The sequence below is a fragment of the Saccharothrix isguenensis genome (genome assembly GCF_052936305.1).
Genome location: NZ_CP193626.1, coordinates 612,980 through 634,335, shown reverse-complemented (window position 1 = coordinate 634,335; position 21,356 = coordinate 612,980). Strand labels below are relative to the sequence as shown.

Sequence of the window (21,356 nt, the reverse complement as noted above, 5' to 3'; positions counted from 1 at the left end):
GACTACACAGCATGAGAACGCTGCAGTGGCTGCTCAGGGACCTGAGCAGCTGATCAAGGCTGTTGGCCACCGTGGTGGTAGCTAGGCTCCCCAGGCCGTACCGCCGGAGGCACGATCTTCGTCCAGTGCGCCGACTTGCGGGCGACCTGGGACTCACCTATCACATGACGCGATGGTGGGGGCCGGTCTCACCCCGGCCCCCACCATCGACACAAGTGCGATATGGGCATGTCCATCGAGTCACGGAGCCAATTTCGCGTGTGCGGTCGGATCACCTCGAAGCGCTCCCGGCCCGCAGAGCTCCTCGATGCACAATTGAATCTCGGAAACAGCCGCGACGCTCATACCCAGGGGCGGCGAGAAAGATGGACCAAAGTACGTCAACCGGGCACTCGAATGATCGGAAGGTGCGGTGAAGAACAACTCGGCGATGCGAGCGCTGATGCGGGTATCCGGCCAGGAGGTCGAGCCTTCCCTCCCCGAAGAACTCACCGACATCCTCCGCGCCGGATGGTACACGGCCGACTGCGGAGCGCTCCTGCTGCGAGCGACCGGCTCGCACGCGAAGTCCTGGCCGTGTGACGGGGAGAAGGTGGGCGATCGGGAGTACGAGGTCAACGACATCAGAATCCCGGATCACGACATCGAGGAGGAGGAGAAGGCCGGTTTCCTCCGCGCGGTGGCGTCACGGGCGGTGCGCTTCGCGAAGACCGCGATGCGGGCGGCCGAGGGCATGCCGGGCAGCGACGAACTCGCGGCGTTGCTCAGCACCGGCGTCGACGACGACTATTCGACCCACGGCACCACGGTCAGGTTCTTCACCACCAGGGGCGGTCACGCGGACTGGCTCGACGACCTGGACCGCTTCACGATCGAGGCGGTGATGGTCTTGGACATGTCCGACCTGGCACCAGGCGATCGGTAACGTCCACAGGCGCGACAGCGACAACGACCACATCGCGTGCGAGTCCCTGCCGCAACGAAGAATGACAGCCCCTACCCACCCCCGGTGGGACCCTTCGCACATTCACTCCCGCACACACAACCACCTACGGATGAGGGGTCCGGGGCGAAGCCCGCCGGGCGGGGCGTGGGGGTCGCACCCCCACAAAGCATTACGGCCGACCCGGTTCGCGCATTCCGCGAACATGGGTCGGCCGAGGCCGTGGAGCTGAGGGGAATCGAACCCCTGACCTACTCGATGCGAACGAGTCGCGCTACCAACTGCGCTACAGCCCCGTGTTCTGTTGTCGTGCGGGGGGAAGCATATCAGTAGCCGGGGGGTGGTTCCGCCACCCCCCTCTACTCGCCGGACGCCCGCCGGTACGGGAGGGCTTCGGGACCGTCCAGCTCCACGAACACCGGGTCCTCGTCGTCCACGTCCACCACGACGGTGCCGGGGCGGACCTGGTGCTGGAACCGGGGCTGCGGGGCCAGGCGGGGCTGGTCGCGAGCCGCTTCGCCGTCGGCGGACGGCGCGGACTGCCGGCCGACGAGGTGCGGTTGCGGCTCGCCGGACCGGCGCGCGGAACGGCGGCGGGCCTGGGCCATCCGGGCCTGGCGGCGCGCGCGGATGTCCTCCTCGATCCGCACCTGGCGGCGCAGGTAGCCGAGGTAGGTGACGAGCGTCGCGTCCACCGCCGCGTGGACCCACCACGCCAGCGGGTAGAGCACGCCCGCGATCACACCGGTGACCAGGGCGGTCAGCAGCAGGGTGCCGACGACGCGGCGGCGGAAGGCGTACTTCGCCTGCGCCACGATCGCCGCGGTCTCCGGGTCGTAGCCGCCACGGCCCGGGCGGAACGCCCGGGGCGGCACGAACTCGTCCGGCTCGTCGTCGTACTCGTCGTAGTCCTCGAACTCGGCTTCGAACTCCGCGTCGACCTCGGGCATGGCGTCGTACTCCTCCTCCATGCTGCCGCGCGTCGCGTCGGCGCGCTTGCGCGCGACCATCGGCACGAGGACGACCAACCAGGCCACGACCAGTCCCACGACGATCAGCGAGCTGGGCATCCCCGTCACCTCCCCCTACCCCGCGACGCGCTCGGTGCACGTGCCACGCTAGTCACAACAGTCACACCTGTGTCGGAGGCACGCCGACCAGCGTGCGTACCAAAGTGTGGTGTAACACCCACGTTTGGGTGATACGAATAAGCCATACGGCCCTCGGATCAGGCAGTTCGGGCGTATCCGCGTGCGACCAACCGGCGTACCAGCCCTTCCGGCGAGGCCTCTTCGGCGGTCATCGCGAAGCACAGGTGGTCACGCCAGGCACCGGCCACGTCGAGGTACCTGAGGAACAGGCCCTCCTCCCGGAAACCGGCCTTGGCGAGCACCCGCAGGCTGGCCCGGTTCTCCGGCCGGACGGTCGCCTCCAGCCGGTGCAGGCCGCCGTCGCCGAAGCAGTGGTCCACGACGAGCGCCAGCGCCGCCGTCGCCACGCCGCCCCGCGCCCGGTCGGCCGCCACCCAGTAGCCGACCCACGCGGAGCGCAGCGAGCCGCGCACGACGTTGCCCACGGTGATCTGCCCGGCCAGCACGCCGTCCACGGTGATCACGAACGGCAGGGCCTGGCCGCGCCGGGCCAGCGACTTGAGCGACGACCACTGCGCGGGCCACGCCAGCGGCGCGTTGCGCTCCTGCCAGCCCTCGACCGCGGTCGGTTCCCAGTCCTCCAGGTACGCCTGGTCGCGGAGCCTGGTGCGGGACCAGGCCGTGGCGTCCAGCAGCTTGGGCGGGCGCAGCGCCACCAGACCGGCGGCCACCCGGAGCGGTCCGAGCCGCGCGGGCCAGCCGGGACGTCGACCGCCTTCCCACGCGTGGCTCATCTATCCCCAACCCTGCTTCATCCTCTTTGGGCCAAGAAGGACACGGTCACCTCGTCACCGACCGACACGTCCGTCACGTCCTCGTCGACCATGATCAGGCAGTTCGCCTCGGCCAACGACGCGAGCAGGTGCGACCCGGAGGTACCCAGCGGCTGCACCAGGTACTCGCCGGTGTCCGCGTCGCGCAGCAGCTGGCCCCGCAGGTAGCCGCGCCGCCCCTTGGTCGACGTCAACGGCGACAGCAGCCGCGCGCTGACCGCCCGCCGGTACGGGTTGCGCTTGCCCAGCGCGGCCCGGATCAGCGGACGCACCAGCACCTCGAAGACGACCAACGCGCTCATCGGGTTCGCGGGCAGCAGGAACGTCGGCACCGCGTCCGGCCCGAGGCGGCCGAAGCCCTGCACCGAGCCGGGGTGCATGGCCACCCGGGTCACGTCGACGTCGCCGAGGTCGGCCAGCGCCGCCCGCACCTCGTCGCCGATGACGCCCCCGACGCCACCCGCGACGACCACGATCTCGGACAGCAGCAGCCGGCCCTCGACGACCTCGCGCATCCGGCGCGGGTCGGAGGACTGGATGCCGACCCGGCTGACCTCGGCGCCCGCGTCCCGCGCGGCGGCGGCCAGGGCGTAGGAGTTCACGTCGTACACCTGCCCCTGGCCGGGGGTGCGGTCGACGTCGACCAGCTCCTCGCCGATCGAGATCACCGACACCCGCGGCCTGGGGTGGACCAGCACCTTGTTCCGGCCGACCGCGGCGAGGAGGCCGACCTGGGCAGCGCCGATGGACGAGCCGCGGCGCACCGCGACGTCACCGGTCTGCACGTCCTCGCCGGTGCGCCGGACGAACGCCGCGGACGGCACCGAACGCTGCACGGTCACCTTCGCCGCGTGCCCGTCGGTGTAGCCGAGGGGCACCACGGCGTCGGCCAGCGTGGGCAGCGGCGCGCCGGTCGCGACCCGGACCGCCTGGCCCGGCTGCAACCGCCTGGGCTGGCGGGACCCCGCCGGGATCTCGCCCACCACGGGGAGCTGCACGGGTTCTTCGTTCGCCGCCTGCACGTCCACGCTGCGCACCGCGTAGCCGTCCACCGCCGCCTGGTCGAACCCGGGCAACGCGCGCTCGGCGACGACCTCCTCGGCGCAGAGCAGGCCTTGCGACTCGGAGATCGCCACGCGCACGGGGGCGGGCCGCACCGCGGCGGCTACCACCCTGGCGAGCTGCTCATCCACTGACCTCATGTGTCGACCCTCGTTCAGGAGTTGCCGAGGCGTTCCCGCAACCACACCCCCAGCTCGGGCCCGTAGTCCGGGTGTTCAAGTGCGAAGTCAACCGCAGCTTTGATGAATCCACCCGGATTGCCCAGGTCGTGTCGCCCACCGCGGTGCACGACCACGTGCACGGGGTGGCCCTCGTTGATCAGCAGTGCGATGGCGTCGGTGAGCTGGAGCTCGCCGCCCGCGCCCGGCGTGATGCGCTTGAGCGCGTCGAAGATGGCCCGGTCGAGCAGGTAGCGGCCGGCCGCGGCGAACGTGGACGGCGCGTCCTCGGGCTTCGGCTTCTCCACCATGCCGACGACCTTCTTGACGTCGTCGTCCGCGGTGTCCCGGACGTCGAAGACGCCGTAGGCGGAGATCTGGTCCTTGGGGATGTCGAACGCGCACAGCACGCTGCCGCCGAACTCCTCGCGGACCGCGGCCATCTTCTTGAGCACGCCCGTGGGCAGCACGAGGTCGTCGGGCAGGAGGACGGCCACGGCCTCGTCCCCACCGGTCAGGTTGCCCTCGGCGCAGCCGACCGCGTGGCCGAGGCCGAGTGCCTGGTCCTGGATGGCGGTCTCCACGGTGAGCAGGTTCTGCGCGCGGCGGACCTTGGCGACCAGGTCCGTCTTGCCGCGTCGTTCGAGCGTCGCCTCCAACTCCGGCTGCGGGCGGAAGTACTCCGCGACCGCGTCCTTGCCGGGTGAGGTCACGATCACGAGCTTCGTCGCACCCGCTTCGGCGGCTTCGGCCGCGACGAGTTCGATGCCCGGGGTGTCGACGACCGGCAGCAGTTCCTTGGGCACCGCTTTGGTGGTCGGGAGGAAGCGCGTGCCCAGGCCTGCCGCGGGCACGATTGCTGTCTGGAAGGCGCTCATGACCTGCGAGCCTAACGTCGCGCTTAGTGTGACCTGCCATGACGTCCGGTGTAAGTGATCGGAAGAACACGCTGCGCACACGGCTGCGGGCCGCGCGGCGCAGTGCTGTCATGCCTTCGATGGCGGCCGAGGTGCTCCTCGCCGTTGCCGCGTTCGGCGTTCCTCCGGGCGGGACTGTGTGCGCGTACGTCGCTTCGGCCCACGAACCGGGGTCGGTGGAGATGGTGGAGGTGCTGCGGTCACGCGGGTTGCGGGTGCTGCTGCCGGTGGTGGTCGGGGAGTCGCTGGACTGGGCCGTGCACGCCGGGGAGTTGCGTCCGGGGGCGTTCGGGTTGGGGGAGCCGGTGGGGCCGTTGCTGGGTGCGGCGGTGGTCGGGTCGGCGGCGTTGGTGCTGGTGCCGGCGTTGGCGGTGGACCACTCGGGGGTGCGGCTGGGCAAGGGCGGCGGCTACTACGACCGCGCCCTGACGTTGTCCACAGGTCCGCTGGTGGCCCTTGTGCGGGACGAGGAGTTCGTGCCGTCCCTGCCCGCCGAACCGCACGACGTCCGGATGGATGCGGTGCTGACGCCCGGATCGGGGCTGGTTCGACTGCCGTTGTGACGTTGACCTGTGATATTTGCGCCACGTATGCCAGGTGGCGCATCATCGTGGTTGGCACTCGTGACGGAGGAGTGCCAACCAGGACTCGTGGAGGGCCCACCGTGCCGACCTACCAGTACGCCTGCACCGAGTGCGACCACCGGTTCGACGCGGTGCAGTCCTTCTCGGACTCCGCGTTGACCGACTGCCCGCAGTGCTCCGGCAGGCTGCGCAAGCTGTACGGCGCGGTCGGAGTCGTGTTCAAGGGCAGCGGGTTCTACCGGACGGACAGCCGTTCGTCGTCCTCCGGCGCCCCGGCTGCCGCGAAGAGCGACTCGACGCCCGCGAAGGCAGAGTCGTCTTCATCCTCGACTTCTACCTCGTCTTCGTCCTCCTCTTCGTCTTCGTCTTCCACGCCGGCCGCCGCCGCGTCCTGAAGTCGTCGCTCGTCCACAAGCCCCCGAGTTGTCCACAGCTCGGGGGTTCGTGCTGTCCCGGCCCCTGATCCGTCCCTAACGTCGAAGCCATGCTCCTCCACCTCAGAAGGATCTTGGCGGGCCTGCTGGCCCTCGTAGCCGTGGGTCTGGCCGTGTTGCCCGGCAGCCCGACGGTCGACGTCCTGGTAGCCGCGCACGACTTGGCGCCCGGCGTGCCGCTGGGTGTGGACGACGTGCGGGTGGTCGCCATGCCGCCCTCTCTGTCACCCGTCGGGACGGTCTCGGCGGCCGACGCCTTAGGCCGTGGACTGGTAGGCGCGGCGAGAGCCGGCGAACCCCTGACCGACGCCCGCTTGGCACCGGTCGACCCGGACGTGTCGTCGGTAGCGGTGCGATTGGCCGACGCCGGGGTGGTCGGGCTGCTGCGACCGGGGAGCCGGGTGGACGTGGTGGGCGCGGGGTCGCACGTGCTGGCGGCGGACGCTTCGGTGGTCGCGGTGCGGGACGGCGAGGTGGTGGTGATCTCGGCGAACCGCGAGGCTGCCCACCGGATCGCCGCCGAGTCCCTGGCCAACCCGGTCGCCGTGACGTTGCGCTGACAGCAGCCGACAGCACGAGCCACCAGCCCCACCGCCAACCGCCAACAGCCCGCCGCCCAGGAGTCTGAAGGCCAGGAGTCTGAAGGCCGGGAGTCTGAAGGCCGGGAGTCTGAAGGCCGGGAGTCTGAAGGCCGGGAGTCTGAAGGCCAGGTCTGAAGCACCACGGGTGGCCGACGCACGGGCTGAGCGTGGGAGCCGGTGAGCTGCGGTGGAGCGGGGGTTGGAGGGCGGCGGGCGGCGGGCAGCGGGCGGGCAAGGGTGGCGGTCGAGGTAGGGCGGTAGCGAGCGAGGGGCGCGGCCGGGCGGCGGCCGGTGAGGTATCCGGGCGGCGAGGCTGAGCAGCGGAGCGGTGGGGCAGCGGGCCAATCAAGCGGCCGGACAGCCAGGCGGCCACGCATCGACGAAGAGGTGGGACGGGGCCGCGCAGTGGAGGGCGGGCCGGCCCGTGCAACCGCGCGGCCGGCGGCGGTGGGACTGCGGGCGGCAGAGCAACCAGGCCGCAGCGCGGCCGGCCGGCGGCGGTGGGCATGGCAACCGGGCGGCAGGGCAACCGGGCGGCGGCGAGGCGGGCGGGGCGGTCGCGGGCGGCGGTGTGGGGCCGTGGTCGGGTCCGGGCGGAGGGTGTGGCCAGCGGGAGGGTTGGCGGGATGGACGGGGCGGGGTGGATGGGCGGCGGGCGGGGCGGCCCGCGGCTTGGGCGTAGGGGTGGTTGGGCGAGGCCAGAGGGAATGGAGGGCTGGGCTGGGCGGTCGGGCTGGGCGGTCGGGCTGGGCGGTCGGGCTGGGCGGTCGGGCTGGGCGGTCGGGCTGGGCGGTCGGGCTGGGCGGTTGGGCTGGGCGGTTGGGCGGGAGAGGGGTTGTGAGCTGGGCAGACAGAAAGTCATCGGTCCACCGATGAGTTTTCGGCGCGCCTGTCGTTCCACCGGCTACAAGGCATTGCAGGGTGGCCGGAAGGCCCCGACCTAGGAGAGCACAGTGGACTGGAAGCTGGAAGTCGTCATCGTCCCCGTGTCCGACGTGGACCGCGCCAAGGCCTTCTACGCCGACACGCTCGGCTTCACCGTCGACACCGACCACAGCGCGGGCGACTCGTTCCGCGTCGTCCAGGTCACGCCGCCCGGCTCCGCCTGCTCCCTCGTGTTCGGCAAGGGCATGGGCAGCAGCAGCGCCCCCGGCTCGCTCAAGGGCTGCCAGCTGGTCGTCTCCGACATCCGCGCCGCCCACGCCCACCTCGAAGCGAACGGCGTCGCCAACTCCGGCCCGCAGCACTTCGAGAACGGCGCGATGGCGCCCGGCCCGGACCCGCAGGACCAGGACTACGGCTCGTTCATCTTCTTCGACGACCCGGACGGCAACACGTGGGCCGTTCAGCAGGTCAAGCGCCCGGCCCGCTGATGTTCGAGCAGGCCACCCGCCAACACCGGCGCGAGCTGCACGTCCACTGCTACCGCATGCTCGCCTCCTACGAAGAAGCCGAGGACGCGGTGCAGGAGGTGTTCCTGCGGGCCTGGCGGGCCTGGGACACGTTCGACGGCAGGAACGTCCGCGCCTGGCTCTACAAGATCGCCACCAACACCTGCGTCGACCTCATCCGCGCCAAGGCCCGGACGCCCCGGACCCAGACCGGGATCAGCTGGCTCACCCCGTACCCGGACCGCCTGCTGGACCAGGTCGCGCCGACCGACGACGAACCGGACGTGGTCGCGGTCGCGCGGGAGACCGTGGAGCTCGCCTTCCTGGCGGCGCTCCAGGTCCTCCCCGCTCGACAGCGCGCCGCCCTGCTCGCCCGCGAAGTGCTCGGCATGTCCGCGCAGGAGACCGCCGACCTGCTGGACATCAGCGTTCCCGCCGCCAACAGCGCCCTCCAGCGCGCCCGCACCACGATGAGGCAGCACCTGCCGTCCCACCGCAACGACTGGACCGCCCGCGAACCGAGCCCCCGGGAACGCGAGCTGCTGAGCCGGTTCATCGACGCCCACCAGCGCTGTGACGCGGCGGCGGCCGTCGCGGTGGCCGCCGAGGACCTGCGGATCACCATGCCGCCCGCGCCGCTGTGCTTCGACGGCGTCGACCAGGTCGCCCAGCTCCTCGCCCGCAGCTTCGGCCCGGACCGGGAGGGCGACTGGCTGCTCGTGCCGACCAGCGCGAACCGGATGCCCTCCGCCGCCAGCTACCTGCGCAGGCACGGCGACGCGGTGTTCCGCGCGTTCAAGCTCGACGTGCTGCGCGTCGAGGGCGACAAGATCGCGGAGGTCACCACGTTCGGCCCGGCGATGTTCGACCTGTTCGGACTCCCCGCGACACACGTACCCGCTGAGTGATCACCGGAGCCCGCTACCGCTACCCTCCGCTGGCCCCCCACTACCCCCGAACGGAGGAGCCACCCGTGCTCAAGGGCTTCAAGGACTTCGTGATGCGCGGCAACGTGATCGACCTCGCTGTGGCGGTGGTCATCGGCGCGGCCTTCACCGGCATCGTCACCGCGTTCACGTCGCACCTGATCAACCCGATCATCGCGCTGTTCGGTGGCAGCAACGTCAACGGCCTGGCCGTCCAGCTCGGCGACAACGAGAAGACCGTCATGGACTTCGGCGCGATCATCACCGCCGTGATCAACTTCCTGATCGTGGCGGCGGTGGTCTACTTCATCTTCGTGCTGCCGATGAACAAGCTCAAGGAACGCCGGAAGCGCGGCGAAGAAGCCGGCCCCTCCGAGCCGACCGACGTCGAGCTGCTCAAGGAGATCCGCGACCTGCTCGCCTCCCAGCGCCAGCACTGACCCGCGCCGGGCTACCCCCCGTGGTGCGGCGGCCGGTTCTCCTCGTACCACCGGTCGTCGCGCCCGGCCGGGCTCGGCTCGTCCGACGAACCCTCGGGCAGCACGTCGCCGAACACCTCGGCCAGCCGACGACGCCGCGCCGCCTCCGCCGATGCGGCAGCGGCGGCGGACGCAGCGGCGGCAGCGGAGGAGGCGGTGTCGGCGTCGTCGGGACCGGTCACGCTTCGTCGAGTCCTGACAGTTGGTCGATCACGTACGGCACCAGCGCCGACAGCGTCGCCATGCCGTCACGCACGGCCGACCGCGAGCCGGCCAGGTTGACCACGAGGGTGCTGCCGGACACGCCGACCAGCCCCCGCGAGATGCCCGCGTCGACGGCACCCGCCGCCAGCCCCGAGGCCCGGAGCGCCTCGGCGATCCCGGCGATGGGCCGGTCGAGCACGCCCTGCGTGGCGTCCGGTGTGACGTCGCGAGGCGACACACCGGTGCCGCCGACGGTGACGACGAGGTCGACACCACCGATGACCGCTGTGTTCAGCGCGGCGCGGATGCCCACGACCTCGCCTTCCACCGCCACCGTGCCGTCGACGATGAACCCTGCTTCCTCCAGCAACTCGGTGACCAGCGGTCCTGTGCTGTCGTCGTGCTCACCGTGCGCCACCCGGTCGTCCACGATCACGACAAGGGCGCGTCCCAGTCGCTGCGCGCTGCGTTCCATGACCGCCACCGTAGTCAATCGGAGGATCTGGCGGTTCCATGACGTCACGCTGCCGCGCCGGGCACTCCCGCCGAACCACCCCTAACTTCGGTGACGTGCGCGTTCTCCTCACCGGCGGGGCCGGGTTCATCGGCTCACACATCGCCGACCAGTTGACCGACCAGGACCACGACGTCGTCGTGCTCGACGCCTACCTCCCCCAGGCCCACCGGACCCGACCGGACGGGGCCCGGGACGTCACCGACCTCGACACGGTGAAGAACCTCCTCGATGGTGTGGACGTGGTGTGCCACCAGGCGGCCGTCGTGGGCCACGGCCTCGACCCGTCCGACGCGCCGCTGTACGCGCTCAACAACGACCTGGGCACCGCCGTGCTGCTGGCCGCGATGCACGAGAAGGGCGTGAAGCGCCTGGTCATGGCGTCGTCGATGGTCGTGTACGGCGAGGGCCCCTACGAGTGCGCCGAGCACGGCGTCGTCCGGGCCGCGCCACGCCGCCAGGCCGACCTCGACCAGGGCCGCTACGAACCGCCCTGCCCGCACTGCGGTGACCCCCTGGAACCGCGCCTGGTCCCCGAGGACGCCCCGCTGGACCCCCGCAGCACGTACGCCGCCGGCAAGCTCGCCCAGGAGCACTACGCGGCGGCGTGGGCCCGCCAGACGGGCGGCGACGTGTGGGCGTTGCGGTACCACAACGTGTACGGCCCGAGGATGCCCAAGAACACCCCGTACGCGGGCGTGGCGAGCCTGTTCCGCAGCGCGCTCGAACGCGGCGAGGCGCCCACCGTCCTCGAAGACGGCCGGCAGCGCCGTGACTTCGTGCACGTGACCGACGTGGCGCGGGCGAACGTCCTCGCCCTCCACCGCCCCGGCACGCCCGGCGCCCTCACCGCGCTCAACGTCTGCTCCGACGAGCCGCACACCGTCGGCGACCTCGCCACCCACCTGGCGGACGCGTGCGGCGGCCCCGGGCCGCGGATCGTCGGCGGCGCACGACCGGCCGACGTCCGGCACGTCGTCGCCGACCCGGCCAAGGCGCGTGGACTACTCGGCTTCCACGCCGCCACGTCGTTCGCGGCGGGCGTCAAGCAGTTCGCAGCTGATCCCCTGCGCTGAGCGGCAACCGCACCTCGAACCGGCAGCCGCGCCCGTGGTTGCGGGCGTCGATCGTGCCCTGGTGCGCCTCGACCAGGCCGCGCGCGATCGCCAGCCCCAGCCCGCCGCCGACCGGCTGCCGGTGCGGCGTGCCGCGGAACGCCACGTCGAACACGCGGGGCAGGTCCGCCTCCGGGATCCCGCCGCACCCGTCGTCCACCCGCAGCAGCGCCGACGTCCCGTCCACGTCCACCCGCACGGCCACCGTCCCGTCCGGCGGCGTGTGCCGGATCGCGTTGGACAGCAGGTTCCGCACCACCCGCGCCAGCTCCGGGTCGCTGCCCAGCACCACCGGCCACGTCACCGCGTCGGCCCGCAGCCGGACGCCCTTGCGCGACGCCACCGGGCTCTCCGCCGCCACGACCTCGCTCACCACGTCCGCCAGCGGCACCTCGGACAACGTCAGCCGCAACGCGCCCGCGGTGATCCGGGACAGCTCGAACAGGTCGTCCACCATCCCGGACAACGCCTCGGCCTCGGCGGAGATCCGGCCCGCGTACTCGGCGACCTCGTCCCGCCGCGACACCACGCCGTCCGACAGCGCCTCGGCCATCGCCCGGATGCCGGCCAGCGGCGTGCGCAGGTCGTGGCTGATCCACGCGACCAGCTCGCGCCGCGACGCCTCCGCCGCGCGTTCCCGCTCCCGCGCCTCGCTCTCCCACACGCTCCGCCGAGCCAGCGCCCGGCCCAGCAGCACCGCCGTCGGCACCGTCACCAGCGCCACCAGCAGGCACACCAGCAGGGTCGTGGTGAGGATCGGGGTGAACATGAACCCGCTCACCGCGAGCACCCCGCCGATGGTCGCCACCACCGGCACGATCGCCAGCACGGTCAGCGCGGTGGCCAGCGACCCGCTCGACAGCCTCCGCAGCACCACCGCCCCGAGCAGCGCCAGCGGCAGCGAGAACAGCACCGCGAACGGCAGGATGTGGTAGATCTCGACCAGCATCACGCGCCGCCGTCGTACCGGTAGCCCACGCCCCACACGGTGGAGATCCGCACCGGCCGGGCCGAGTCGACCTCCACCTTCTCCCGCAACCGTCGCACGTGGACGGTCACGGTGGACTGGTCGCCGAACTCCCAGCCCCACACCCGGGACAGCAGCTCGCCCCGGCTGAACGCGGTGCCCCGGTGGGTGAGGAAGAACACCAGCAGGTCGAACTCGCGGGTGGTCAACGACAGGTCATGCCCGTCCAGCCACGCGGAGCGCGCGCCCACGTCGACCCGGAGCCCGCCGTCCTCCAGCACGGACGACGACCGCGACGCCGCCACCCGCGACCGGCGCAGCACCGACGTGACCCGGAGCGCCAGCTCACGCGGGCTGAACGGCTTGGTCACGTAGTCGTCCGCGCCGAGCCGGAGCCCGGCGATCCGGTCTTCCTCCTCGCCCAGCGCGGTCAGCATCACCACGGGCACCGCGCTGCGCACCCGCAGCCGGCGGCACACCTCCAGCCCGTCCACGCCGGGCAGCATCAGGTCCAGCACCACCACGTCCGGCTCGCGCTCGGCGAACCGGCGCAGGGCGCTCTCGCCGTCGCCGACCAGCTCCACCTCGTGCCCGGCCAGCTCCAGGTACCGGCGCACCACATCGCGCACGGTCACGTCGTCGTCCACGACGAGGACCCGCCCGGTCGTCTCTTCCACGTCGCGCCTCACCAGTTGGTCAACAGGAGGTGGTTGACCGCCAGAGCGGTCACCGCTTGCGCCGCCGGCCAGGGCCGTCGCCGGTCCGGCACGAGCACCACCAGCCACACGGTGAACGGCAGCCAGATCCGCTCCACCTCGGCCTTGCTCAAACCGGACACGTCGGCCACCAGGATGGCCACCGCCGCGGCAGCAGCCAGTGTGAGGGCAGGCCCACGCCACCGGGCGGCGAATGGCGCGAAACCGCACGCGAGCACGGCGGCGGCCAGGTTCGCCCAGACCCAGTAGCCGTAGGAGCGGGACGACGCGATGCCCTGGTAGTACCGCTCGACCACGAGGTGGTAGCCGTCCAGCCACCAGAACCCGAGCACCGCGAACACCGCCACCACCCCCACCGCGCCCAGCACCGCACGCCGATCCGCCGCCAGTCGCGCCCCAGAGGATCCGCCCCAGAGGATCAGAGCACAGCACGGCGAGCGCGAGCACACCCATCAGCACCAGGCCGTACGACAGGAACACGGAGAAGCCCAGCACCACGCCACCGGCCAGCGCCCGCGTGTGGCCAGCAACGCGATCCCGCACGCCGTCACACCGGCGAACAGCCCGTCCGCCGACACCCCGATCCACACCGCGCCGGGGAACAGCGCCACGAACGGCAGCACGGCCCGTGCGTGCTCCTCGGACACCAGCGCACGCACGGTCACCGGCACGGCGATCGCCGTCAACGCGCCCACCAGCACGACCGACGCCGCCGCCCACGCGCCACCGGAGAGCCCGACCCGGTCCAGCCCCACGAACACCAGCAGCGCGCCCCGCGGGTGCCCGGACACGTGCACGGTCCACGAGTCGGGCTGGAAGTCGAGGATGCGCGACGAGAACTCCCGCAGCATGACGCCCACGTCCGTCACGCCCGGCACCTCGTGCAGGTACTCGTCGGACGTGGTCAGGCGACCGCTGAACCCGCGCTCCCACCCGTCCACCACCGCCAGCGAGGAGATCCACGCCACCGCCGTCGCGTACCCGGCGCCCAACGCCGCCCGCCACGGGAGCCGCCCGGCCAGGCCCGGCCCCCACACCACCACGAGCAGCGCGACCAGCACCGCGAACGGCGTGCCGATGCCGACGTGCGGGAACCACCCGGCGAACAGGGGCGGCGCGCCCGCGAACGTGCGCTCACCGCCCAGGAGCACGCCGACCACGGCGGCCGAGGCGACCAGGGCCACGGCGGCCAGGACACGGAGCACACGCCCACCGTAGAGCCCTCGTCGCCGGGGCCGCGCGGTCACGGCGCCATCCGTCAGCGGTCCGTAAGAACTGGTTCACACGTCAGGATTCGGTAAGCGGCACAACGGTTCCCGACCGTCCGGGGCGGACCGTCCTGGTGCTCGTGGACGAAGTCGACGTGGTGCTCCCCTGCCTGGACGAGGCGGCGGCCCTGCCGGGCGTGCTGCGGGCCATGCCCGCCGGCTACCGGCCGCTGGTGGTGGACAACGGATCGCGGGACGGCTCGCCGGTCATCGCCCGGTCGCTGGGCGCGGAGGTGGTGTGCGTGCTCGACGCGGACGGCTCGCTGGACCCGCGTGAGCTGCCCGACCTGGTGGCGCTGCTCGCGCGGGCCGACCTGGCGGTGGGGCGTCGGGTGCCGGAGGCGGGCAGCTGGCCGTGGCACGCGCGGACCGGGAACGCGGTGCTGGCCGCGTTGTTGCGGCACAAGGGGCTGCCGGTGCGGGACATCGCGCCGATGCGCGCGTTCCGCCGGCAGGACCTGCTGGACCTGGCCGTCGAGGACCGCGCGTTCGGCTACCCGCTGGAACTGCTGCTGCTGCGCGCGGCGGCGGCCGGGTGGCGGGTGGTCGAGCGGGACGTGCGCTACGGGCCGCGTGCGGCGGGCACGAAGTCCAAGGTGTCCGGCTCCGTCCGCGGCACCGTCCGCGCCGTGCGGGACATGGCGGCGGTGCTGCGATGACGCGCGCGAGCCTGCTGGTGGTGGCCAAGGCCCCGGTGCCCGACCTGGCCGAGACCCGGCTCTGCCCGCCCGCGACGCCCGGTGAGGCGGCCGACGTCGCCGCCGCCGCGCTCGGGCGCGTTCCTGCTCCTGCCGCTGGTCGACGTGGAATTGGCGTTGTGGTTCATCGGCGGCCCGGTCCTGCATGACCTCCTGCTAGCGCCCCTCCTGGGCGGGCTGGGACTCCTCACCGCCCGCTGGGTTCCGGAACGGTGGCGCGCCCCCGTCCGGGTCGGCGGGGTGCTCAGCGGAGTGCTGCTCGCCCTGGCCGTCCCGCTGCTGTGGCGACCGTTCGCCGGCCCGCCCAACCCCGGCCTGAACGACCGGGACTACCTGGTCGGCCTGCTGGTGGCGGTGGCCGTCGTCTGGGTCGGCGTCCTGGTCGTGACGCTGACGAGACCGCGGGCCGACAGGTGAAGGGGACCTGTCGGCACGCGGCCTCGTCGACCGGCTCGGGGCACGTGAGCCGGGGTACCGGGGTGCTGGGGTGGCTAGCGCGGCTCCACGGTCTGGCTGCCGAGCGTGACCTCGACCGTGCGGTCGTTGCCGATGGTGACCTGGACCTTCTCGCCCGGCGCACGGGAGCGGACGGCGGCCACGAGGGTGTCCGAGGTCTCCACCCGCCGGTCGCCGAACCTGGTGATCACGTCACCGTTCTTGATGCCCGCCGCCTCGGCCGCGCCGCCCGCGGTCACGTCGCGGACCACGGCGCCGCCGGTCGGGGCGTCGCCCACCTGCACGCCGAGCACCGTCTGGGTGGCCTTGCCGGTCTCCGACAGCTCCTTGGCGGTGCGGCGGGCCTGGTCGATCGGGATGGCGAAGCCGATGCCGACCGAGCCGCCCTGGGTGGAGTCGCCGGAGTTCGGGCTGTAGATGGCCGAGTTGATGCCGACGACCTGGCCGCGCATGTTCACCAGCGGGCCGCCCGAGTTGCCGGGGTTGATCGCGGCGTCGGTCTGGATGGCGTTGAGCACGGTGTCCGGGGTGCCCTGCCGGCCGCCGGCGCGCACCGGCCGGTTCAGCGAGCTGACGATGCCGGACGTGACCGTGCCGTTGAGGTCGAACGGGGAGCCCACGGCCACCACGTCCTGGCCGATCTTCAGGTCGCCGGAGTTGCCGAGTTCCGCAGTGGGCAGGCCGGAGACGCCCTCCATCTTGACCACGGCCAGGTCGGACGACGGGTCGCGGCCGACGATCTTGGCGTCGAACGAGCGGCCGTCCTGGAGCTGCACCTTGATCGGACCGCCGGACGCGGCGGCCTCGACCACGTGGTTGTTGGTCAGCACCAGGCCATCGGAGCTGAGCGTGAACCCGGATCCCGCACCGCCCGTGACCTGGACCTGGACCACCGTCGGCAGAACCTTCTGGGCCACCTGCTCGATGGAGCCCTCCGGCGCGTCGGACGTCTGCTGGGCGGGTGGCGCCTGGTTGAGCGCGTTGGTCACCGGTCCGGCCGACTCGGCCGCCTGGTAGCCGACGTAGCCGCCGACCCCACCCGCGAGACCGCCCACGGCGAGCACCAGCGCGGCCACACCGGCGGCGACCTTGTTGCGCCCCCGTGGCCGCGACTGCTCCGGGACCTGTCCGGGCTGCGCGTAGTAGGGCGCGCCGGGGTAGCCCGGCTGCGCGGGGCCGGCGTGGTCCGGCGCGCCGGCCTGCCGGGGAACGCCGAACGGGTTGGTCTGCTGCCCGTGCGCCTGCTGGTCGTGTGCGTGCCGGCCAAGCATCTGCTGTCCGTGTGCCTGCCGGCCGTGCTCCGACTGTCCCTGTTCCGGACGCCGGTAGGCGGCCTGCCAGGCCTCCGAGCCGGAACCCGACAGGCCGGCGCCGCCCTGCACGGCGCCGAACCCGCCGGTTCCGGCCTGACCGGCGGCGCCCTGCACGCCGCCCGCCACACCTGCTCCGGTCGAGCCGACGCCGCCCTGCACGGCGCCGGGCTGACCGGTTCCCGGCTGACCCGCGCTCATCTGAGGAGCGCCCGGCGAGCCGAAGTCCGAGGGACGACCGGCCTCGGCCGGTGTCGTGGTCACGCTGTCCGGGTAGAGGCCCCGGTCCTGAGGTTCACCCACCACACCCGAAGCGGCCTGGTCGGCGTCGCTCCGCGTGCCTGCCTGCGCGTCCTGGCCGGTCCGGGCGTCCGAACCGCTCTGCGCCTCGGGGCTGGCGGGTCGGCCGGTGCTCCCCTGCGAAGCACCCGCCGACCCGACGTCCGACCGATCGACCCCTGCCGCCGATCCGTCGGCCACGTCCTCCGGTCGCGCCGGGCCTCCCTGCCAGGCACCCCGCGCTCCGGTGGACTCCGGTGCGCCGGCGCCGCCCTGCACAGCACCGACACCACCGGCGTCGCCATGACCGGGACCGGCGCCTCCGCGTGCCCACGGGCTCTGCTGCTCAGGCGGCGGAGACTGGTGTGGCTGCTTCGGCTGCTCGTTCTCGGTCATGTCCACAACTGTGCGGTGCCCGCCTGAGAGCAGCCTTAAACGAATCTGGGCATCAGGTGTGAGTCCGCGCGAACCTTCACCCGATCACCCCGGGGATCGACTCACCCGGTGACCGCCGCGCGCAGCCTTTCGGCGATCTGCTCGGGCGTGGCGTCGTTGATCCAGACGCCCATGCCGGACTCGGACCCGGCCAGGTACTTGAGCTTGTCGGGCGCCCTGAGCACCGAGAACACCTGCAGGTGCAGCCACGACAGGTCACGCCCGACGCGGACGGGAGCCTGGTGCCACGCCGCGATGTACGGCAGCGGGCGCTGGTAGAGGGCGTCCAGCCGGTGCAGCACGGTCAGGTAGAACCCCGCGAAGTCGTCCCGCTCGGCGTCCGCCAGCGCGGGCAGGTCGGGCACCTGGCGGTGCGGCACGACGTGCACCTCGACCGGCCACCGCGCGGCGGCCGGCACGAACGCCGTCCAGTGCTCGCTCTCCGCCACGACCCGCGTGCCGGCGGCCCGTTCGGCCGCCAGGATGTCACCCATCAGTGGACGGCCGTGTGACGCCTGGTAGTCCGCCGCAGCGGCCAGCATCCGTTCCGTCTTCGGGGTCACGAAGGGGTAGCCGTAGATCTGCCCGTGCGGGTGGTGCAGCGTCACGCCGATCTCTTCGCCCCGGTTCTCGAACGGGAAGACCTGCTCGACGCCCGGAGTGGCGTTCAGCGCCTCGGTGCGGTCCGCCCACGCGTCCACCACCGTCCGCACCCGGGAAGGGGGCAGCGCGCCGAACGACTTGTTGTGGTCGGACGTGAAGCAGACGACCTCGCACCGGCCGCGCCCGGCCGCCCGCGCCACCATCGGCATCCCGTCCACAGTGGACGGCAGCTCCGGCGTGTCCGGCGCGAACGACGGGAACCGGTTCTCGAACACCGCCACGTCGTACGACGACTCGGGGATCTCGGTCGGCTTGCCCGGTGTCGACGGGCACAGCGGGCACAGGTCGGCCGGCGGCTTGTACGTGCGCGTCTGCCGGTGCGCGGCCATCGCCACCCACTCGCCGGTCAACGGGTCGCGCCGCACCTCCGACAGCGCCTGCGCGCGCGGCAGGTCGCGCGTGTCCACCGCCTGCCGAGGCGGCGGATCCGGGGTGTCGTCGAAGTAGATGATCTCCCGACCATCGGCAAGCTCCCCAGCCGTGCGCCTCACGCCAGTTCCTCTCCGCGGCCCGGCACGTGCGCCAGGACCAGTTCACCGACCTGCTCGCCGAGGACCGCCCGCGCGGCCTCGGGCAACCTCTCGTCGGACACCAGCACGTCCGCCTCGTCCAGCGCGGCGATGGTGGAGATGCCGACGGTGCCCCACTTGGTGTTGTCCGCAACCACGACGACCCGGCCGGCGGCGTCCACCAGCGCGCGGTCGGTCTCGCTCTCGTTCAGGTTGGGCGTGGTGAAGCCGGAGCGCTCGGCCATGCCGTGCACCCCCAGGAACACCACGTCCAGGTGCAGCGACCGCAGCGCCTGCACGGCGACCGGCCCGACCAGCGCGTCCGACGGCGTCCGCACCCCGCCGGTGAGGACCACCGTCCGGTCCGTGCGCCCGCTCTGCTGGAGGACGTCGGCGACCCGGATCGAGTTGGTCACCACGGTCAGGTCCGGGATGTCGTCCAGGAACCGGGCCAGCGTCCACGTGGTGGTGCCCGCGGACAGGCCGATGGCCGTGCCCGGGCGCACCAGGCCCGCGGCGAACGCGGCGATGGCCTCCTTCTCCGGCAGCTGCCGCACCGACTTCGCCTCGAAGCCCGGCTCGTCGGTGCTGCGGCCGACCACGGAGGTGGCGCCGCCGTACACCTTCTCCACCAGGCCGCGGGCGGCCAGCACGTCGAGGTCGCGGCGCACGGTCATGTCGGAGACGCCCAACCGGACGACCAGGTCGCTCACCCGGACCGCGCCGGTGCGCCGGACCTCTTCCAGGATCACCGCTTGCCGCTGGCGTGCCAGCACGTCACACCTCTTCCCTGACCACGACCACGCCACCGGCGGGCACGACCACGCGGCCCGACGCACGCGCGCCGGACAGCAGCTCGACGCCCACCGCGGGCAGCTCGGCGTCGCCGTCGCCGTGGTTCACCGCGACCAGCCACGATACGGCGGTCCCGGCCACCTCACCGGTGCGGCGAACCACCTCGACGTCCTCGGGGCCCGTGGCCACGCCCGCGAGGTCCAGCGCGCCGCGGACCACCCGGTCCAGCCCGTCGCCGGTCAGGCCGCACGCCAGGTACCAGGCCACGCCGTCGCCGTGGTCGTTCCGCGTCACGGCGGGGACGCCCGGCAACTGGCCGTCCACGTAGGAGGCGACGACCTCCGCGCCGTTCGCGTGCACGTGCTCGGTCCAGACCGTGGCCGACGAGCCGTCGTCGAGCGCCACGACCTCGCCCGCGCGCAACGGGTAGAACTCCTCCGTGCGCACGCCGAGCAGGTCGCGGAACGCGCCGGGGTAACCGCCGAGGTGCACGTGGCCGCGCGTGTCCGTGACGCCGGACAGGTAGGTGACGACCAGGTGCCCGCCGCCCGCGACGTACCGCTCGTACGGCGTCGCGTCGTCCACCGCGTACAGCGCGGGCACGACGACCAGCCGGTACTCGGACAGGTCCGCGCCCGGCCGCACGAAGTCAACCGTCACCCCCGCCCGCCACAACGCGCGGTACAGCCCGAAGACCGTGTCCGGGTACGAGAAGTCGGACGTGGGGTGGCCGGGCTGCTTGAGCGCCCACCACGACTCCCAGTCGAAGACCACCGCGACCGAGGCGTCCACTGTGGACCCGACGATCTCGGCGATCCGCCGGTACTCCGCCCCGACCCGCTCGACCTCGCGGAACACCTTCGTGTCCGTCCCGGCGTGCGGCACCATGGCCGAGTGGTAGCGCTCCGCGCCCGCCCGAGACTGCCGCCACTGGAAGAACAGGGTGCCGTCCGCGCCGCGCGCCATGTGCGTGAACGAGTTGCGCCGCAGCTCACCGGGCTGCTTCGCGATGTTGCGCGGCTGCCAGTTCACCGCCGACGTGGAGTGCTCCATCAGCAGCCACGGCTTGCCGCCCGCAAGCCCGCGCACCAGGTCGGCGGAGTACGCCAGGTCGATGTGCCGGTCGGGGTTCTCGCCGAACGTGTAGTGGTCGTTGGACACGAAGTCGACCTCGGCGGCCCACTTCCAGTAGTCCAGCTGGGCGAACGCGGCGGCCATGAAGTTCGTCGTCACCGGCACGCCCGGCGTGACCTCGCGCAGCACGTCCCGCTCGGCCTTGTACAGCTCCAGCAGGGCGTCGGACGAGAACCGGTCGAAGTCGAGCAGCTGGCCGGGGTTGTTCGTGGACGGTGACGTGCGCGGCGGCAGGATCTGGTCCCACGCGGTGTAGCGCTGGCTCCAGAAAGCCGTGCCCCACGCCTCGTTCAGCACGTCCAGGGTGCCGTGGCGGGCCTGCGACCAGGTGCGGAACGCCACCGCGCACCGGTCGCAGTAGCAGCGCGAGACGTGGCAGCCGTACTCGTTGCCCACGTGCCACGCGGACAGCGCCGGGTGGTCGCGGTACCGCTCGGCCAGCGCGCGGGCCAGCGCGACGGCCTTGGCGCGGTAGACCGGCGAGCTGGGGCAGTAGGACTGGCGCGAGCCGTGCCAGAGGCGGACGCCGTCGGCGGTCTCGGGCAGCATCTCCGGGTGGGCCGTGGTCAGCCAGGGCGGCGGTGCGGCGGTCGCGGTGGCCAGGTCCACCCGGACACCACCCTCGTGCAACCGGTCGAGCACCCGGTCGAGCCAGCCGAACTCGTACCGGCCGTCCTCGACCTCCAGCAGCGCCCAGGAGAAGATCCCGACGCTGACCAGGTTCACGCCCGCCCGGCGCATCAGCTCGATGTCCTCGGCCCAGACCTGCTCCGGCCACTGCTCAGGGTTGTAGTCGGCGCCCCAGGCCAGGCCGCGCACGCCGTCAGGCCACGTCGTCATGCGCGCAAGCGTGACGGACCGTCATGGCAAACGTCAACACAGTCCAACAAAATC

General features: G+C 72.5%; 24 protein-coding genes, 1 tRNA gene and 1 pseudogene. 11 read left to right on the top strand and 15 right to left on the bottom strand.

Annotated features, from left to right (window positions below):
* Positions 1-412: 412 nt before the first annotated feature.
* Positions 413-925 carry a hypothetical protein gene (locus tag ACRAKI_RS03185; RefSeq protein WP_447005548.1) on the top strand — a complete coding sequence of 171 codons (513 nt, stop codon included), beginning with the start codon at positions 413-415 and terminating at the stop codon, positions 923-925.
* Between the two features lie 241 nt (positions 926-1,166).
* On the opposite strand, the gene ACRAKI_RS03180 is transcribed toward ACRAKI_RS03185, so the two are convergent.
* From ACRAKI_RS03180 to ACRAKI_RS03160, 5 genes are all read right to left on the bottom strand, one after another.
* Positions 1,167-1,239, bottom strand: a tRNA-Ala gene (locus ACRAKI_RS03180).
* A 63-nt stretch (positions 1,240-1,302) separates the two neighbouring features.
* Positions 1,303-2,013, bottom strand: a complete 711-nt coding sequence (gene sepX, locus ACRAKI_RS03175) for a divisome protein SepX/GlpR (RefSeq protein WP_447005547.1) — start codon at positions 2,011-2,013, stop codon at positions 1,303-1,305.
* 158 nt (positions 2,014-2,171) lie between these two features.
* Positions 2,172-2,828, bottom strand: coding sequence for a GNAT family N-acetyltransferase (locus ACRAKI_RS03170; protein WP_447005546.1), 657 nt, complete (start codon positions 2,826-2,828; stop codon positions 2,172-2,174).
* A 17-nt stretch (positions 2,829-2,845) separates the two neighbouring features.
* The gene (gene glp, locus ACRAKI_RS03165) at positions 2,846-4,069 is read right to left on the bottom strand and encodes a molybdotransferase-like divisome protein Glp (protein ID WP_447005545.1); all 1,224 of its coding nucleotides are present in this window, start codon (positions 4,067-4,069) and stop codon (positions 2,846-2,848) included.
* 14 nt (positions 4,070-4,083) lie between these two features.
* Positions 4,084-4,965, bottom strand: coding sequence for a UTP--glucose-1-phosphate uridylyltransferase (locus ACRAKI_RS03160; protein ID WP_447005544.1), 882 nt, complete (start codon positions 4,963-4,965; stop codon positions 4,084-4,086).
* Between the two features lie 38 nt (positions 4,966-5,003).
* On the opposite strand from ACRAKI_RS03160, the gene ACRAKI_RS03155 reads away from it, so the two are divergent.
* The 6 genes from ACRAKI_RS03155 (at position 5,004) to mscL (ending at position 9,360) form a co-directional block, all read left to right on the top strand.
* The gene (locus tag ACRAKI_RS03155; protein ID WP_447005543.1) at positions 5,004-5,567 is read left to right on the top strand and encodes a 5-formyltetrahydrofolate cyclo-ligase; all 564 of its coding nucleotides are present in this window, start codon (positions 5,004-5,006) and stop codon (positions 5,565-5,567) included.
* Between the two features lie 101 nt (positions 5,568-5,668).
* Entirely contained in the window at positions 5,669-5,983 is a 315-nt protein-coding gene (locus tag ACRAKI_RS03150) for an FmdB family zinc ribbon protein (RefSeq protein WP_447005542.1), read from the top strand.
* Between the two features lie 89 nt (positions 5,984-6,072).
* Positions 6,073-6,582: an SAF domain-containing protein gene (locus ACRAKI_RS03145; protein WP_447005541.1), complete on the top strand. Its 510-nt coding sequence runs from the start codon at positions 6,073-6,075 to the stop codon at positions 6,580-6,582.
* 974 nt (positions 6,583-7,556) lie between these two features.
* Complete coding sequence (locus tag ACRAKI_RS03140; RefSeq protein WP_447005540.1) at positions 7,557-7,976, top strand: glyoxalase superfamily protein; 420 nt, start codon at positions 7,557-7,559, stop codon at positions 7,974-7,976.
* A complete protein-coding gene (locus tag ACRAKI_RS03135) occupies positions 7,940-8,902 on the top strand; it encodes an RNA polymerase subunit sigma-70 (RefSeq protein ID WP_447005539.1) in 963 nt (320 codons plus the stop codon). The genes ACRAKI_RS03140 and ACRAKI_RS03135 overlap by 37 nt, the downstream gene beginning before the upstream one ends.
* A 65-nt stretch (positions 8,903-8,967) precedes the next feature.
* Complete coding sequence (gene mscL / locus ACRAKI_RS03130) at positions 8,968-9,360, top strand: large-conductance mechanosensitive channel protein MscL (RefSeq protein WP_447005538.1); 393 nt, start codon at positions 8,968-8,970, stop codon at positions 9,358-9,360.
* Positions 9,361-9,371: 11 nt separating this feature from the next.
* On the opposite strand, the gene ACRAKI_RS03125 is transcribed toward mscL, so the two are convergent.
* Positions 9,372-9,581: a hypothetical protein gene (locus ACRAKI_RS03125; RefSeq protein WP_447008624.1), complete on the bottom strand. Its 210-nt coding sequence runs from the start codon at positions 9,579-9,581 to the stop codon at positions 9,372-9,374.
* Positions 9,578-10,078 carry a MogA/MoaB family molybdenum cofactor biosynthesis protein gene (locus ACRAKI_RS03120; RefSeq protein ID WP_033441321.1) on the bottom strand — a complete coding sequence of 167 codons (501 nt, stop codon included), beginning with the start codon at positions 10,076-10,078 and terminating at the stop codon, positions 9,578-9,580. Before ACRAKI_RS03120 ends, ACRAKI_RS03125 begins: the two co-directional genes overlap by 4 nt.
* Before the next feature lie 95 nt (positions 10,079-10,173).
* On the opposite strand from ACRAKI_RS03120, the gene ACRAKI_RS03115 reads away from it, so the two are divergent.
* On the top strand, positions 10,174-11,193 hold the full coding sequence (locus ACRAKI_RS03115) for an NAD-dependent epimerase/dehydratase family protein (protein WP_447005537.1): 1,020 nt from the start codon (positions 10,174-10,176) through the stop codon (positions 11,191-11,193).
* Here the strand turns inward: ACRAKI_RS03115 and ACRAKI_RS03110 are convergent.
* The 4 genes from ACRAKI_RS03110 to ACRAKI_RS03095 form a co-directional block, all read right to left on the bottom strand.
* Entirely contained in the window at positions 11,162-12,181 is a 1,020-nt protein-coding gene (locus ACRAKI_RS03110) for a sensor histidine kinase (RefSeq protein WP_447008321.1), read from the bottom strand. The genes ACRAKI_RS03115 and ACRAKI_RS03110 overlap by 32 nt on opposite strands.
* Positions 12,181-12,876 (bottom strand): response regulator transcription factor, encoded by a 696-nt coding sequence (locus ACRAKI_RS03105; protein WP_447005536.1) that lies wholly within the window; start codon positions 12,874-12,876, stop codon positions 12,181-12,183. The genes ACRAKI_RS03110 and ACRAKI_RS03105 overlap by 1 nt, the downstream gene beginning before the upstream one ends.
* Before the next feature lie 8 nt (positions 12,877-12,884).
* Positions 12,885-13,283: a hypothetical protein gene (locus ACRAKI_RS03100; protein WP_447005535.1), complete on the bottom strand. Its 399-nt coding sequence runs from the start codon at positions 13,281-13,283 to the stop codon at positions 12,885-12,887.
* 84 nt (positions 13,284-13,367) lie between these two features.
* The gene (locus ACRAKI_RS03095; protein ID WP_447005534.1) at positions 13,368-14,120 is read right to left on the bottom strand and encodes a hypothetical protein; all 753 of its coding nucleotides are present in this window, start codon (positions 14,118-14,120) and stop codon (positions 13,368-13,370) included.
* A gap of 143 nt (positions 14,121-14,263) precedes the next feature.
* On the opposite strand from ACRAKI_RS03095, the gene ACRAKI_RS03090 reads away from it, so the two are divergent.
* The 3 genes and pseudogenes from ACRAKI_RS03090 (at position 14,264) to ACRAKI_RS03080 (ending at position 15,298) form a co-directional block, all read left to right on the top strand.
* Positions 14,264-14,842, top strand: coding sequence for a glycosyltransferase family 2 protein (locus ACRAKI_RS03090; protein ID WP_447008320.1), 579 nt, complete (start codon positions 14,264-14,266; stop codon positions 14,840-14,842).
* A pseudogene (locus ACRAKI_RS03085) lies at positions 14,839-14,955 on the top strand (glycosyltransferase); the annotation flags it as partial. The gene ACRAKI_RS03090 and the pseudogene ACRAKI_RS03085, both read left to right, overlap by 4 nt.
* Positions 14,924-15,298 (top strand): hypothetical protein, encoded by a 375-nt coding sequence (locus ACRAKI_RS03080; RefSeq protein WP_447008623.1) that lies wholly within the window; start codon positions 14,924-14,926, stop codon positions 15,296-15,298. The pseudogene ACRAKI_RS03085 and the gene ACRAKI_RS03080, both read left to right, overlap by 32 nt.
* Positions 15,299-15,372: 74 nt before the next feature.
* Here the strand turns inward: ACRAKI_RS03080 and ACRAKI_RS03075 are convergent, their stop codons facing one another.
* The 4 genes from ACRAKI_RS03075 to ACRAKI_RS03060 form a co-directional block, all read right to left on the bottom strand.
* Positions 15,373-17,322 (bottom strand): trypsin-like peptidase domain-containing protein, encoded by a 1,950-nt coding sequence (locus ACRAKI_RS03075; RefSeq protein ID WP_447005533.1) that lies wholly within the window; start codon positions 17,320-17,322, stop codon positions 15,373-15,375.
* 101 nt (positions 17,323-17,423) lie between these two features.
* A complete protein-coding gene (gene galT / locus ACRAKI_RS03070) occupies positions 17,424-18,515 on the bottom strand; it encodes a galactose-1-phosphate uridylyltransferase (RefSeq protein ID WP_447005532.1) in 1,092 nt (363 codons plus the stop codon).
* A complete protein-coding gene (locus tag ACRAKI_RS03065; protein ID WP_447005531.1) occupies positions 18,512-19,309 on the bottom strand; it encodes a DeoR/GlpR family DNA-binding transcription regulator in 798 nt (265 codons plus the stop codon). The genes galT and ACRAKI_RS03065 overlap by 4 nt, the downstream gene beginning before the upstream one ends.
* Before the next feature lies 1 nt (position 19,310).
* Complete coding sequence (locus ACRAKI_RS03060) at positions 19,311-21,302, bottom strand: beta-galactosidase (RefSeq protein ID WP_447005530.1); 1,992 nt, start codon at positions 21,300-21,302, stop codon at positions 19,311-19,313.
* Between the last annotated feature and the right edge of the window lie 54 nt (positions 21,303-21,356).